The organism is Yersinia sp. 22-579 (assembly GCF_030433455.1).
Classification (GTDB): domain Bacteria; phylum Pseudomonadota; class Gammaproteobacteria; order Enterobacterales; family Enterobacteriaceae; genus Yersinia; species Yersinia enterocolitica.
The window spans coordinates 45,527-59,653 of record NZ_JAUJTZ010000012.1 but is presented as its reverse complement, the minus strand read 5'-3'; the positions used below and the strand labels follow the sequence as shown (position 1 = coordinate 59,653).

The window sequence follows — 14,127 nt, the reverse complement described above, 5'->3', positions numbered from 1 at the left end:
CTTTACAAACGCATTGGCATGACAACATAAGCCGCAGCCTGGCTGGCACCATCTTCAATCTGCACACTGGAGACCGAGTCGGTAAGTAATAGGCTCACATCTTCGCACTTGAGCGCATTAAGCACATCAAGCACATAGCTGACGTTGAAACCGATCTCCATTTCCGCCCCATCGTAGCTAACATCGAGGATCTCTTCCGCTTCTTCCTGTTCCGGGTTGTTAGCGGTGATCTTAAGCTGATTTTGGCTCACATAGAGCCGAACACCACGAAACTTTTCGTTGGACAAAATAGCTGCACGAGCAAAGGCTTGTTTCAGCAAATCACAGCTTGCTTTCAGTGTCTTATCCGGATTTTTTGGCAGTACGCGACGATAGTCTGGGAAGCGCCCATCAACCAGCTTAGAGGTGAAAATAAAATCACCCACATGCGCACGGATATTGTTGCTACCAATTTGCAGGCGCAACGGCGTATCACCACCATCCAGTAATCTGACCAACTCCATCACGCCTTTACGCGGCACGATCACCGAATGTGACGGTAATGTCTGGCCAATTGGCATAGCGCAAACAGCTAAACGGTGACCATCAGTTGCGACGGTGCGTAGCTCTTCGCCTTCAGTCTCAAACAGCATACCGTTCAAGTAATAGCGCACATCCTGATGAGCCATTGAGAACTGAGTAGACTCAATCAGACGCTTCAATGTGGCTTGCGGTAAGGTGAATTCGACTTCACTTTGCCAATCATCCAAATTTGGGAAGTCTGCCGCTGGCAAGGTAGATAGCGAGAAACGGCTGCGGCCAGAGCGCACCAACAGGCGATCACCATCTAGTGCGACGGTAATTTCTGCGCCTTCCGGCAAACCACGCCAGATATCAAAAAACTTCCGGGCAGGTACAGTGGTCGCACCCTGCTCATGGGGATGAGACAGCGCCACGCGCGCCACCATCTCCATTTCCAGATCGGTACCGGTCAGCAGCAATGAGCCTTCCGTGACTTGTAGCAACAAGTTACCCAATATTGGCAACGTAGGACGTCCACCCAGCGGGCTACTGACCTGTTGCAGCGGTTTTAGCAGATGCTCACGTTCAATGATAAATTTCATAGCGCTAGGAGGATAATGTTCTGATTAAGTTAGAGAAATCTTCTTTGATGTCGTGACTCTCTTCACGCAATTGTTCAATCTTGCGGCAAGCATGCAACACCGTGGTATGGTCGCGGCCACCAAACGCATCGCCGATTTCAGGCAGGCTGTGGTTGGTTAGCTCTTTCGCCAACGCCATCGCCATTTGGCGTGGACGGGCTACCGAACGGGAACGCCGTTTGGAGAGCAGGTCTGCGACCTTAATTTTATAATATTCTGCGACAGTCTTTTGAATATTATCGATAGTAACCAGCTTTTCCTGCAATGCCAGTAAGTCACGCAGAGCTTCGCGAACGAAATCAATGGTGATGGCCCGCCCGGTAAAATTGGCATTGGCGATCACACGATTCAATGCCCCTTCCAGCTCACGAACGTTGGAACGCAGGCGCTTGGCAATAAAGAACGCAACCTCACCCGGCAAGCGGATATCATTTTCATCCGCTTTCTTCATCAAAATCGCAACGCGGGTTTCCAGTTCCGGCGGCTCAATCGCCACCGTCAGGCCCCAGCCAAACCGCGATTTCAAACGATCTTCAACCCCATTGATCTCTTTTGGATAGCGATCTGAGGTCAGAATAATTTGCTGATTACCTTCCAGCAAAGCATTAAAGGTGTGGAAAAACTCTTCCTGGGAACGCTCTTTATTGGCAAAGAACTGAATATCATCGATTAATAATGCATCAACCGAGCGATAATAGCGTTTAAACTCTTCTATCGCGTTGTTCTGCAAGGCTTTTACCATATCTTGCACAAAACGTTCAGAATGCATGTAAACCACTTTAGCGTTGGCTTTACGGGCTATGATGCCATTTCCCACAGCATGTAACAGGTGAGTTTTACCTAAACCTGTACCGCCATAAAGGAATAACGGGTTATACGCACCACCCGGATTATCTGCAACCTGACGTGCAGCTGCACGAGCCAATTGGTTCGATTTACCTTCAACGAAGTTATCAAATGTGTGCTTAGGGTTCACATTCGAACGGTAAGACAGTTCAGGTTGAGCAGGCGAGCTATCCCAGCTCGGGCGCACAGGTGCACTGCGGGTAACCGGAGCAACAGGCGCACTAACGCTGGCTGTAACTGGATGACTGTGTGCTCTTACAGCAGGTTTACTCCCCACTTCAAAACGCAGTAAGGGAACCTCGCTGCCACAGAAATCATTAAGTAAGCCATTGATATTGTTTAAGTACTTATCACGGACCCAGTCCAGTACAAAACGATTAGGTGCGTAAAGCGCCAGAGTATTGTCACTCAGTTCCGCCTGTAAGGGGCGTATCCACATACTAAATTCTGTGGCAGGTAACTCATCCTGCAATCGGGCAAGACACTGCTGCCAAAGCGAAAGTGACACGGCGGACTCCACTCGAACAAGATCAATAAAAGAAAGAAATCAGGATTTTTTGTAACTCATCGTTTTTGACACACGCCAATATGGCCTGTAGCAAGCCAAAGTGACATGCGAACCGTTTTTCGGTTGTTTTTACGACTAACATCCCCCCACGATCTCGGAGTAGTGATCCCAGAGTAGTGGATGTGATCGGAATGGCGGATCATAGCGCAAAAGGAGGAATAGATCCTCCCCTTCCTCACAGATTAGATCCTTTTTATCCACAGGCCATAACTTCTGCTGGGAGTGTAACCTGGCGCACAGCTTTTCATGCCCCTCAATAGCCGCGATCCGGAATAATTTCGGAATATACTGGTATCACCTTCCCCATTTCCAATCACAGATCCTCATTAATATGCAAAGGATCTCACGGCGATCCTTGCGATTTATCAGGGAGTCCGTATAATCCTCAGCCCTACGTGTGATGCCTGTTCTCTTGATGACCTCGGTCAAAAAGAAACCAGCGGTGAACACGGACAGGCTCTTGGTAAACTCCCGATACAGAAAACTTCTGTGTGGGCGGGCGCAATGTCAATTGACTCAGGACTGTACAATTATTACAATCCCGCTTCTTTATATGTTGCGATTGAGGCGTCGGTGTCTTCACTCCGAGCAGCCAAACGCGTTTACTGAATCAGTAATTATTTTAAGTTTAGGTAGAAATCGCTATGAAACGCACTTTCCAACCGTCCGTATTGAAGCGCAACCGTAGCCACGGTTTCCGTGCTCGTATGGCCACCAAAAATGGTCGTCAAGTTCTGGCTCGCCGTCGTGCGAAAAGCCGTTCTCGTCTGACTGTTTCTAAGTAATAAAAGCTAACCATCTAAGTGGTTAAGCTAGCATTTCCTAGGGAGTTACGTTTGTTAACTCCCAGTCATTTCACTTTCGTCTTCCAGCAGCCACAACGGGCTGGCACGCCGCAAATCACCATCCTCGGCCGCCTGAACGAGCTGGGGCATCCCCGCATCGGTCTTACCGTCGCCAAAAAACATGTCAAACGTGCTCATGAACGTAATCGGATCAAGCGATTAGCTCGCGAAAGCTTCCGATTGCATCAACATACGTTACCGTCTATGGATTTTGTCGTTTTGGTGAAAAAGGGTGTGGCTGACCTCGATAACCGTGCGTTGACGGAAGCTTTGGAAAAATTATGGCGTCGCCACTGTCGCCAGGCTCCCGCATCCTGATCGGGCTAATCAGGGGCTATCAGCTCGTGATTAGTCCGCTGTTGGGGCCGCGTTGTCGTTTCCATCCGACATGTTCTCATTACGGAATTGAGGCATTGAGCCGGTTTGGTATGATAAAAGGCAGTTGGTTAACACTGAAACGCGTATTAAAATGCCACCCTTTGAACCCAGGTGGCGATGATCCCGTGCCGCCGAAACCCGACGATAACAGAGAACACTAACGATGGATTCGCAACGCAATCTTCTACTCATCGCTCTGCTGTTCGTGTCTTTCATGATCTGGCAAGCCTGGCAAGTGGACAACAATCCACAACCAGCCGCTCAGACCACGCAACAGACTGCGAATACTGCTACCGGTGATAAAGCAAGCCAGGCCGTGCCAGGCAGTGGTCAGGGTCAACTGATTACTGTAAAAACTGATGTGCTGTCTCTGACCATTAATACCCGTGGCGGTGACATCGAGCAGGCTAACCTGCTGGCTTACCCGGATGCTCTGGGTTCAGATAAAACTTTCGAATTACTGGAAACCACCCCTGCGTTCATTTATCAGGCGCAAAGTGGCCTGACAGGTAAAAGCGGTCCGGATAATCCAGCTAATGGCGAGCGCCCACTGTTTGAAGTTCCTCAAACCAGCTTTGTATTAGCTGATGGCCAGGACGAACTGCGTATTCCATTGACCTTCACCGGCAAAGATGGCTCCGTTTTCACCAAGACTTTTGTGCTGAAACGTAATGACTACGCTATCGGTGTGGATTATCACGTTAAAAACGCCTCTGCTGCCCCGCTGGAGCTGACGCTGTTTGGTCAGTTAAAGCAAAGCATCAACTTGCCTAAACACCGTGATACCGGCAGCAATAACTTTGCGCTGCATACTTATCGTGGTGCGGCTTACTCTTCTGATGAAACTAAATATAAAAAATATAGCTTTAGTGATATCGAAGATAAGAGCCTGGACATCACCACCAAAGGCGGCTGGGTTGCGATGTTGCAGCAATATTTTGCAACCGCGTGGATCCCAGCAGCTAACGAAACCAACACCTTCTATTCCGCTGACTTAGGTAACGGTTTGGCTGCCATCGGCTTTAAAGGTGCACCGGTCGTTATTCAGCCTGGTGAGCAGAAACAACTGGGTGCCACCTTGTGGGTTGGCCCAGAAATTCAGGACAAAATGGCCGCTATCGCGCCACATCTTGACCTGACTGTTGACTATGGTTGGTTATGGTTTATCTCTCAGCCACTGTTCAAACTGTTGAAATTCATTCACAGCTTTGTCGGTAACTGGGGCTTCTCCATCATCGTTATTACCTTTATCGTGCGTGGTATCATGTACCCGCTGACTAAAGCGCAATACACCTCGATGGCGAAAATGCGTTTGCTACAGCCTAAACTGGCTGCCATGCGTGAGCGTATCGGCGACGATAAGCAGCGTATGAGTCAGGAAATGATGGCGTTGTACAAAGCTGAGAAGGTTAATCCGCTGGGTGGCTGCTTACCGCTGGTCATTCAGATGCCAATCTTCCTGGCGTTGTACTACATGTTGATGAGTTCCGTTGAATTGCGTCATGCGCCATTCATCTTGTGGATTCATGACTTGTCAGCGCAAGACCCGTACTACATTCTGCCAATTCTGATGGGTATCACCATGTACTTCATTCAGAAGATGTCACCGACTACCGTGACTGACCCGATGCAGCAGAAAATCATGACCTTCATGCCAGTTATCTTCACAGTGTTCTTCCTGTGGTTCCCGGCCGGTCTGGTTCTGTACTATATCGTCAGTAACCTGGTGACCATCCTGCAACAGCAGTTGATCTATCGTGGTCTGGAAAAACGTGGTTTACACAGCCGCGATAAGAAAAAACAGTCTTAACATGATAGATACCCCAAGTCATTGGAGTAACAGCTAGATACCCAAGCCACTGGCATACGTCAGTGACTTGGGAGAGCAGCTAACAACGCTGTAACTTCAAATACGAAGGGTATATGAGGCGGTCATAATTATATGACCGCCTTATTCTTTTAAAGAGAGGCATAACCATGAGCACCACTGATACTATCGTGGCACAAGCAACACCTCCAGGCCGTGGTGGCGTTGGTATTTTACGTGTTTCAGGTCGCGCTGCCGCCACGGTTGCGCAAGCAGTTTTGGGGAAATTACCCAAGCCACGCTATGCCGATTACCTACCGTTTAAAGATGTCGATGGCAGCACCTTGGACCAAGGTATCGCACTCTACTTTCCTGGCCCAAATTCCTTCACTGGCGAAGACGTACTGGAACTACAAGGTCATGGTGGCCCAGTCATACTAGATTTGCTGTTAAAACGCATTCTGGCCCTGCCAGGGCTGCGTATTGCACGTCCAGGAGAGTTCTCTGAGCGCGCATTCTTAAACGACAAGCTGGATCTGGCACAAGCAGAAGCTATTGCTGATCTCATTGATGCCAGCTCAGAGCAAGCAGCACGCTCGGCAGTGAATTCATTACAGGGCGCATTTTCAGTCCGTATCCATCAATTGGTGGAAGCACTTACTCACTTGCGAATCTACGTCGAAGCTGCGATTGACTTCCCAGATGAAGAAATTGATTTCCTGTCTGATGGCAAGATTGAAGGTCAGTTGAATGGGGTGATGGCAGATTTGGAACAAGTGCGCACTGAAGCCCGACAAGGCAGTTTGCTGCGCGAAGGGATGAAAGTGGTCATTGCCGGCCGACCGAATGCTGGAAAATCAAGTTTACTCAATGCGTTAGCGGGACGTGAAGCCGCAATTGTCACCGATATTGCCGGCACCACTCGTGATGTGTTGCGAGAACATATTCATATCGATGGGATGCCATTGCATATAATTGATACAGCAGGCCTACGGGAAGCCAGTGACGAAGTTGAGCGCATTGGTATCGAACGTGCGTGGCATGAGATTGAACAAGCTGATCGGGTGCTATTTATGGTTGATGGCACTACCACCGACGCCACTGAACCGGCGGCTATCTGGCCAGAGTTTATGGCGCGCTTGCCTGCTACACTGCCGATCACCGTGGTACGTAATAAAGCTGACATTACAGGCGAAACCTTAGGTCTGACCGAAGTAAATGGTCACTCACTAATTCGCTTGTCAGCCCGAACCGGTGAAGGCATTGACCTGCTGCGTAACCATCTCAAACAGAGTATGGGCTTTACCAGCAACACCGAAGGCGGTTTCCTGGCCCGCCGCCGTCATTTGCAAGCACTGGAAACAGCCGCACAGCATCTGGCACAAGGTCACGAACAGTTAGTAAGCGCTTACGCTGGTGAGTTACTGGCGGAAGAATTACGTTTAGCACAACAGTCATTGAGCGAAATTACCGGTGAATTTAGCTCTGATGACTTACTGGGGCGGATTTTCTCCAGTTTCTGTATTGGAAAATGAGTGTGATGCCATAGAGGCATTTTGATAAGCTTGCTCTATGAGTCTGAACCGTCCATCAATCTGAACACGGCTCAAACACTTAACTATATCTATAAACCTGAGGTTTCCATGATTATAAAACCACGTGTACGCGGCTTTATCTGTGTGACTGCTCATCCGGCGGGCTGTGAAGCTAACGTCAAAAAGCAAATCGACTATGTCACCGCAGAAGGCCCAATCGCTAACGGCCCAAAAAGAGTATTAGTGATTGGTGCGTCAACTGGGTACGGGCTGGCAGCCCGCATTACAGCAGCATTTGGTTGTGGTGCCGATACACTGGGTGTGTTCTTTGAGCGTCCAGGTGAAGAAGGCAAACCAGGCACCTCTGGTTGGTACAACAGCGCCGCATTCCATAAATTTGCCGAGCAAAAAGGCCTGTACGCGAAAAGTATCAATGGCGATGCTTTCTCAGATGAGATTAAACGTCTGACGATTGAAGCTATCAAACAAGATTTGGGTCAGGTTGATCAAGTCATCTACAGCCTGGCTTCACCGCGCCGTACTCACCCGAAAACTGGCGAAGTGTTTAACTCCACACTGAAGCCAATTGGGCATGAAGTTAAGTTCCGTGGCCTTGATACCGATAAAGAAGTTATCAAAGAAGCGGTGCTGCAACCGGCAACTCAAGAAGAGATAGACAACACTGTCGCAGTAATGGGTGGCGAAGATTGGCAGATGTGGATTGATGCACTGCTGGAAGCTGGCGTGTTGGCCGAAGGCGCACAAACCACGGCGTTCACCTATCTGGGCGAAAAAATCACCCATGATATCTATTGGAACGGCTCTATTGGCGCGGCTAAGAAAGACTTGGATCAAAAAGTTCTGGCGATCCGCGATAGCTTGTCTGCTCATGGTGGCGGCGATGCGCGTGTTTCAGTATTGAAAGCGGTGGTCACTCAAGCCAGCTCTGCCATTCCAATGATGCCACTGTATCTGTCACTGTTATTCAAAGTGATGAAAGAGAAAGGCACTCATGAGGGTTGTATCGAGCAGGTTTATTCACTGTATAAAGATAGCCTTTGTGGTAGCGCGCCACATATGGACCAGGAAGGTCGTCTGCGTGCAGATTACAAAGAACTGGATCCTGAAGTTCAAAACCAGGTACAGCAGTTGTGGGATCAGGTGACCAACGACAATATTTACCAGTTGACCGATTTCACCGGCTATAAAACCGAGTTCTTAAATCTGTTCGGTTTCGCCATCGACGGTGTGGACTATGAAGCCGATGTTAACCCAGCGGTGAAGATCCCTAATTTGATTCAGGGCTAAACTCAGGTTTATATCGCAACAACCCACTGCGTATGATGCAGTGGGTTGTTAATCGACTGATCGCCCCCTCTCGTTATTCCATCTGGATATACCATCTCCATATCCTATATATAGATAATGGATAAGCTAAGTCTATATTCTTCGTTTACGGAGAACCCAATAGCCTGCAACCTTGTGAATAAATTCCTCTTTAGAGTCTGAATTAATATTTATTCCACAGGGAAATGATGATGAAAATACGTTCACTGGCAATAGCCTTATCTGGTTTAATTATTTTAACCTCATTGAATGCCCATAGTGAGGAGAAGAAAGTGATTAAATTAGGATTTAATCCTGGCCCCTATAAAGAGCAATTTGAGAAAGGCGTAGCACCTTATCTCATCAAGAAAGGCTACAGCGTCGAATATAAAGACTTCAATGATGGGATTCAGGTCAATAACGCCGTCAGTACCGGTGAAATTGATGGCAACATCATGCAGCATCCCATTTATCTGCAAGCGATAAATGAGCGCTTACGAATTGATAATACAGGGATTGTTCAGGTTCCAACCCCACCGATGGGTCTCTATTCTAATAAGCATAAAAAAGAAGATAAGCCTAAAGATGGTGCATGGATTTCAGTCCCAAATCAACCCTCAAACGAATACCGGGCAGCGCTGTTACTGCAATCTATTGGCTGGATAAAGCTGAAAGAAAAAATTGATCCGGCCACCTTCTCGCAAAGAGATATTGCAGAAAACCCTTATCATTTAGTCATCAAAGAAATGGATAATGCTCAACAAGTCAGAGCATTACCTGATGTCGATTACGGTGCCATCCAAGGTAATTTTGCGGTTTCTAATGGAATAAAACTGACTTCTGCCCTGCAACTTGAAAAACCCACCACTCAGTTTGTTAATGTGGTGACCGTTGCCGGTAAAAATAAAGATGCCGAGTTCGCCAAAGATATTATTGCAGGATATCACTCTCCTGAATTCAAAAAATATATTCTGGAAAACGAGAAGTACACAGGTTATATGCTGCCTGATTATCTAAACTAATGGGATAACAGATGATTGAGCTTCAGCATATTTCTAAAACCTTTGAACGTAAAGGTATAAAACTACAGGCACTTAATGATGTTAATTTAACCGTCGAGGATGGCGATATATTTGGCATCATCGGCTACAGCGGTGCAGGGAAAAGTACTTTATTACGGATGGTCAACTCGCTGGAAAGCCCAACGGCCGGAAATGTCATTATTGATGGCAAGAACATGCATGATTTCAGCCAAGAGCAACTCCGGCTATTGAAAAAAAATATTGGCATGATATTCCAGAACTTTAATTTACTGGAATCAAAGACCGTTTTTAAAAACGTCGCGATGCCACTTATTTTATTAGGGAAAAACAAAAAATTCATTCAGGAACGTGTCGCTGAACTGTTGGATTTTGTCGGGCTGGGGGATAAAAGTCACAGTTTTCCTAACGAATTATCAGGCGGGCAGAAGCAACGGGTCGGCATTGCCCGTGCGCTGGCAACTAATCCATCTATTTTGCTGTGTGATGAGGCCACCTCATCGCTAGACCCCCAAACTACCGCTCAGATTTTGTTGTTACTGAAGAAAATTAATCAGCAATACAATATTACGGTTTTACTGATTACTCATGAAATGTCAGTTATTCAAAAAATCTGTAATAAGGTGGCGGTCATGGAAAACGGTCAAATTATTGAGCAAGGTTCAGTATTGACGGTGTTTGGTCATCCAACTCATCCTACAACCATTAACTTTGTTCGTACCGTCATCAAAGATAGCTTACCCGAGAGCGTGAAAAAGTTATTGAATAATAGCCACACCGGTCGTCAATTCCGTTTGGCATTTGTCGGAGCGATAGCCACCCAACCGGTAATCAACCAGCTAATTAGGAAATACGATATTGGCGTCAATATTCTGTTTGCCAATATGTCAGAAATACAAGACACCACATTGGGCCATATGGTGCTGTTATTAACCGGCGAGAATCACACCATTGATAGTGCTGTTAATTATCTGGCAGGAACAGGAATTGATATACAGGAAATAAATTGATGATCGAAACCGCAATTACGTTAGACCAATTCGTCCAGGCGCTACACGACACCTTGGTTATGGTCAGTATTTCATTGGTGATCGGTTCCCTTATTGGTATTCCCTTAGGCATTTTACTGGTAGTGACCCGGCCGGGCGGATTAATTAAGAACCGCACTTTTTATAATATTCTTAATCCCATTATCAATATCATCCGATCACTACCTTTTATTATTTTGATGGTAGCGATTATCCCGCTCACCCGTCTTATTGTGAATACCACCATAGGAACACCGGGGGCGATTGTACCGCTGATTATTTTTATCGCGCCCTATATTGGCCGCCTGGTAGAAAACTCACTGCTGGATGTCAATCCCGGTATTTTGGAAGCTGCGAAATCGATGGGAGCCACCCCATTACAAGCCATTTGGTATTTTTTACTACCCGAAGCACTCTCATCTTTAATATTGGCGCTGACCACAGCCACTATTGGTTTGATTGGTGCCACGGCGATGGCAGGTACTGTAGGCGGTGGTGGGATTGGTGATTTAGCCATTACTTATGGTTATCAGCGCTTTGATACTTTCGTCACTGTGACCACGGCCATTGTATTGATTATCACCGTGCAGTTAATCCAATCACTGGGAAACTTATTTGCCAGTAAAATTCGCCGTGAGTCATAGATAATCCCCCCCTTTCAGCTAGACAGAGGGGATTCAGATAGCTAACAAGTCAAATGAAGGGGAAACGTACCGTTGGGGTCGTAGGGGTTAAAATACAAATGGCGTAAGCCACCGAAGCGCCCCTGGGTACGGTCACCCCTTCACACTCCATTGATTAAACCTTAAAGCCGCTAATCACACTTTCTAACTGCAAGGTTTGATCCTGCATAGCTTGAGCTGCCGCCGCCACTTGTTCCACCAGCGCCGCATTTTGCTGCGTTGAGTTATCTAACTGATTAATAGCCAGATTAACCTGCTCGATACCCAAACTTTGCTCCTGGCTTGATGACATAATTTCATTCATTAATGCCGCCACATTGGAAACCCCACTCATCAGGTCATCCATCGTGGTACCCGCATCTGCCACCAAACCCGTACCAATCGCAATATCAGCCACTGAGTCTTCAATCAGCTTTTTAATTTCGCGAGCAGAAGTTGCTGAGCGCTGTGCTAAATTACGCACTTCAGAAGCAACGACCGCAAAACCTCGCCCTTGCTCACCCGCTCTTGCTGCTTCTACTGCCGCATTCAATGCCAGGATATTGGTTTGGAAGGCAATGCTATCAATCACACTGATAATATCGACGATTTTCTTCGACGAATGGTTGATTGACCCCATGGTATCCACCACTTTCTTCACTACCGTGCTGCCTTTCACCGCCACAGTGGAAGCATCCATCGCCAACTGGTTAGCATGGCTGGCATTATCCGCATTCTGTTTAACGGTGCTGGTCAGTTCATCCATTGAAGCAGCGGTTTCTTCAATCGAACTGGCTTGATCTTCAGTGCGAGCGGATAAATCCAGATTACCACTGGCAATTTGGCGTGATGCCGACGCGATAGCTAAGCTACTTTCACCGACTTGACGCATCATTTGCTGCAAATAGTCGATAAAATCGTTGAAACTCTGGTTAATAGCGTTGAATTCCGGGCTACTGCTTTGTGGCAAGCGCTGGGTTAAATCAGCCCCTCCCGCAGATAATGCGGTAATATTCTCTTTCAAAGCCGCCAGACGTTTCATAAAGACGCGAATAGAGAACACCAGGAACAACAGCAATATCAACATAATGGGGATCTGTACTAACCCCAAATGCAGCAAGATACTGTGGCTCTGTTTGACCAATAAGCTAGTTGGCAGGTCAGTGACCAAATACCACGGGCTATTGGCGATCGGGCGGATAAACAGAGTATGAGAAGTGCCATCGACATCAAATTCACTTTCCAGTGATTTCTGGTCTTTCATCTGTGCCAACAGCCGCTGTGTTTCTGCCGCCATTGGTGAGCTGGCAGCAAAGTCGGACAGGTTTTTTAATTCTGCTTTGCCATCGGCCAAGGCGCTGCTGCCCACAATCTTGCCATCAGCTTCAACAATCAGAATGGTGCCATTGACCTTCTGTTCCATCTCCTTAACCAGGCGGTTAAAGAAGCCTAAAGTGACATCAATGGTAGAAACACCATAAGCCTCGTCACCTTTATAAATCGCCATCGCGCAGTTGGTTCTCGGCTGCGGGCTGGCATCATCCTGATAAGCTTTAGCCCAGGCACAGAAACCTTTCGGGGCATTTAAGCCATCTTTGTACCACGGTTGTTCAAAATAATTTTGTGACTCTGGCGAATTCCAGTGGGTATTCACCGTTAATTTATTTTCCCCATTACGGGCAAAGAAAGTGCTGAATTTAATCACCCCTTGCTCGCGTTTATTGGGTAATGGCCAAATCCCACCACCAAAGACATTGCTATCGCCATATTGATCCACTAACCCCGGCAATAATGAGTCAATGGTATTACTGTCCATTATGGCAACGGCCTGGGTAATACTGCGGGCTTGTGCTTCCACCTTGTTCATTTGTGCGGTGATTGCAGTCGCGATTTGGTCAACGCTATTACTAACAATGGTACTTTCAGATTGTTTGAGTTGTGGTGTCACAAAAAGCTGAATAACCACCACGGTGATTATCAGCAAGAAAATGAAAAACGCACTAACGAGTAAGGTGAATCGGGCTTGAGTGGTTTTTAGCATTATCGTGTCGCTCAATGTAAGAGAGCTGGATAGCTCCAGATCTATTAACGGCATTCCACTCATAGACTTGATAACAGTAAGAAACGATTTTTCCGTTTTTATCCTGCGATCACAATTTCAGTGCAATAAATCCACAACTGAGACTCATTTAAGTGAAATTTAAAGAGATAACAGGATAGATAGTCATTGTTTTATCGCATAAGTTTGCCCTACTCTGGGGATGGAACAGCACCATTTATTCACTTATCGGGAGCATGCCATGTCACAACCATCCCTTAAAATCGTTACCCTATTGGGTAGCTTGCGTAGTGGTTCCTACAATGCCATGGTGGCGCGAGCGCTGCCTAAATTAGCGCCAACTGGTGTGATTATCGAAGCTCTGCCATCTATTCGTGATATCCCGCTTTATGATGCTGATCTTCAGCAGGAAGAGGGGTTCCCGTCCACAATTGAGGCCATTGCTGAGCAGATTCGTCAGGCCGATGGGGTCATTATGGTGACACCGGAATATAACTATTCCGTCCCCGGCGGGTTGAAGAATGCCATCGACTGGTTATCCCGTTTACCCAACCAGCCACTCGCCAACAAACCGGTGACCATTCAGACCAGCTCTATGGGGCCGATTGGCGGAGCGCGTTGTCAGTATCATCTACGTCAGATTTTGGTTTTCCTTGAAGCAATGGTGATGAATAAACCTGAATTTATGGGCGGCGTGATTCAAAGCAAAGTCGATGAACAAACTAAAGAACTGACGGATCAAGGAACGCTGGATTTTCTGACCAAACAGCTTGCTGCCTTTGCCACTTACATTGAGCGCGTTCGGGTGAAATAACTCTCGAAGGTTACAAAACCCCCATGACATGCGGTATTGGGGGTTTCCTCTGTATCGCGCCCCATGTTATCAATAGC

General features: G+C 47.1%; 13 protein-coding genes. 10 read left to right on the top strand and 3 right to left on the bottom strand.

Annotated features, from left to right (window positions below; translation table 11 throughout):
* Nucleotides 1-2 precede the first annotated feature (2 nt).
* Together dnaN and dnaA are read right to left on the bottom strand one after the other, a co-directional pair.
* Nucleotides 3-1,103, bottom strand: coding sequence for a DNA polymerase III subunit beta (gene dnaN, locus QSV56_RS15260; RefSeq protein WP_005161099.1), 1,101 nt, complete (start codon nucleotides 1,101-1,103; stop codon nucleotides 3-5).
* A gap of 4 nt (nucleotides 1,104-1,107) precedes the next feature.
* A complete protein-coding gene (gene dnaA / locus QSV56_RS15255) occupies nucleotides 1,108-2,496 on the bottom strand; it encodes a chromosomal replication initiator protein DnaA (protein ID WP_050162778.1) in 1,389 nt (462 codons plus the stop codon).
* 704 nt (nucleotides 2,497-3,200) lie between these two features.
* Between dnaA and rpmH the strand changes: the two genes are divergently transcribed.
* The 9 genes from rpmH (at nucleotide 3,201) to QSV56_RS15210 (ending at nucleotide 11,159) form a co-directional block, all read left to right on the top strand.
* Nucleotides 3,201-3,341 (top strand): 50S ribosomal protein L34, encoded by a 141-nt coding sequence (gene rpmH, locus QSV56_RS15250; protein WP_002220736.1) that lies wholly within the window; start codon nucleotides 3,201-3,203, stop codon nucleotides 3,339-3,341.
* An 18-nt stretch (nucleotides 3,342-3,359) separates the two neighbouring features.
* Entirely contained in the window at nucleotides 3,360-3,719 is a 360-nt protein-coding gene (gene rnpA / locus QSV56_RS15245) for a ribonuclease P protein component (protein WP_005161101.1), read from the top strand.
* A complete protein-coding gene (yidD, locus tag QSV56_RS15240; protein ID WP_005161103.1) occupies nucleotides 3,683-3,940 on the top strand; it encodes a membrane protein insertion efficiency factor YidD in 258 nt (85 codons plus the stop codon). Before rnpA ends, yidD begins: the two co-directional genes overlap by 37 nt.
* Before the next feature lie 2 nt (nucleotides 3,941-3,942).
* Nucleotides 3,943-5,589, top strand: coding sequence for a membrane protein insertase YidC (yidC, locus tag QSV56_RS15235; RefSeq protein ID WP_005161105.1), 1,647 nt, complete (start codon nucleotides 3,943-3,945; stop codon nucleotides 5,587-5,589).
* Between the two features lie 167 nt (nucleotides 5,590-5,756).
* Nucleotides 5,757-7,121, top strand: a complete 1,365-nt coding sequence (mnmE, locus tag QSV56_RS15230) for a tRNA uridine-5-carboxymethylaminomethyl(34) synthesis GTPase MnmE (protein ID WP_005175133.1) — start codon at nucleotides 5,757-5,759, stop codon at nucleotides 7,119-7,121.
* 108 nt (nucleotides 7,122-7,229) lie between these two features.
* Complete coding sequence (gene fabV, locus QSV56_RS15225; RefSeq protein WP_005161110.1) at nucleotides 7,230-8,429, top strand: enoyl-ACP reductase FabV; 1,200 nt, start codon at nucleotides 7,230-7,232, stop codon at nucleotides 8,427-8,429.
* 230 nt (nucleotides 8,430-8,659) lie between these two features.
* On the top strand, nucleotides 8,660-9,469 hold the full coding sequence (locus tag QSV56_RS15220) for a MetQ/NlpA family ABC transporter substrate-binding protein (protein WP_019084189.1): 810 nt from the start codon (nucleotides 8,660-8,662) through the stop codon (nucleotides 9,467-9,469).
* An 11-nt stretch (nucleotides 9,470-9,480) separates the two neighbouring features.
* Complete coding sequence (locus tag QSV56_RS15215; RefSeq protein WP_019084190.1) at nucleotides 9,481-10,497, top strand: methionine ABC transporter ATP-binding protein; 1,017 nt, start codon at nucleotides 9,481-9,483, stop codon at nucleotides 10,495-10,497.
* Nucleotides 10,497-11,159: a methionine ABC transporter permease gene (locus QSV56_RS15210; protein WP_019084191.1), complete on the top strand. Its 663-nt coding sequence runs from the start codon at nucleotides 10,497-10,499 to the stop codon at nucleotides 11,157-11,159. The genes QSV56_RS15215 and QSV56_RS15210 overlap by 1 nt, the downstream gene beginning before the upstream one ends.
* Nucleotides 11,160-11,313: 154 nt before the next feature.
* On the opposite strand, the gene QSV56_RS15205 is transcribed toward QSV56_RS15210, so the two are convergent.
* Nucleotides 11,314-13,218: a methyl-accepting chemotaxis protein gene (locus tag QSV56_RS15205; protein WP_005175141.1), complete on the bottom strand. Its 1,905-nt coding sequence runs from the start codon at nucleotides 13,216-13,218 to the stop codon at nucleotides 11,314-11,316.
* A 259-nt stretch (nucleotides 13,219-13,477) separates the two neighbouring features.
* Between QSV56_RS15205 and QSV56_RS15200 the strand changes: the two genes are divergently transcribed.
* Nucleotides 13,478-14,050, top strand: a complete 573-nt coding sequence (locus QSV56_RS15200) for an NADPH-dependent FMN reductase (protein WP_046051937.1) — start codon at nucleotides 13,478-13,480, stop codon at nucleotides 14,048-14,050.
* Nucleotides 14,051-14,127 lie beyond the last annotated feature (77 nt).

Excerpts from the sequence above, each read along its gene's own strand:
- dnaN (WP_005161099.1), bottom strand. The coding sequence starts at position 1,103 with ATGAAATTTATCATTGAACGTGAGCATCTGCTAAAACCGCTGCAACAG.
- rpmH (WP_002220736.1), top strand. The coding sequence starts at position 3,201 with ATGAAACGCACTTTCCAACCGTCCGTATTGAAGCGCAACCGTAGCCAC.
- yidD (WP_005161103.1), top strand. The coding sequence starts at position 3,683 with ATGGCGTCGCCACTGTCGCCAGGCTCCCGCATCCTGATCGGGCTAATC.
- yidC (WP_005161105.1), top strand. The coding sequence starts at position 3,943 with ATGGATTCGCAACGCAATCTTCTACTCATCGCTCTGCTGTTCGTGTCT.
- mnmE (WP_005175133.1), top strand. The coding sequence starts at position 5,757 with ATGAGCACCACTGATACTATCGTGGCACAAGCAACACCTCCAGGCCGT.
- fabV (WP_005161110.1), top strand. The coding sequence starts at position 7,230 with ATGATTATAAAACCACGTGTACGCGGCTTTATCTGTGTGACTGCTCAT.
- QSV56_RS15220 (WP_019084189.1), top strand. The coding sequence starts at position 8,660 with ATGAAAATACGTTCACTGGCAATAGCCTTATCTGGTTTAATTATTTTA.
- QSV56_RS15215 (WP_019084190.1), top strand. The coding sequence starts at position 9,481 with ATGATTGAGCTTCAGCATATTTCTAAAACCTTTGAACGTAAAGGTATA.
- QSV56_RS15210 (WP_019084191.1), top strand. The coding sequence starts at position 10,497 with ATGATCGAAACCGCAATTACGTTAGACCAATTCGTCCAGGCGCTACAC.
- QSV56_RS15205 (WP_005175141.1), bottom strand. The coding sequence starts at position 13,218 with ATGCTAAAAACCACTCAAGCCCGATTCACCTTACTCGTTAGTGCGTTT.
- QSV56_RS15200 (WP_046051937.1), top strand. The coding sequence starts at position 13,478 with ATGTCACAACCATCCCTTAAAATCGTTACCCTATTGGGTAGCTTGCGT.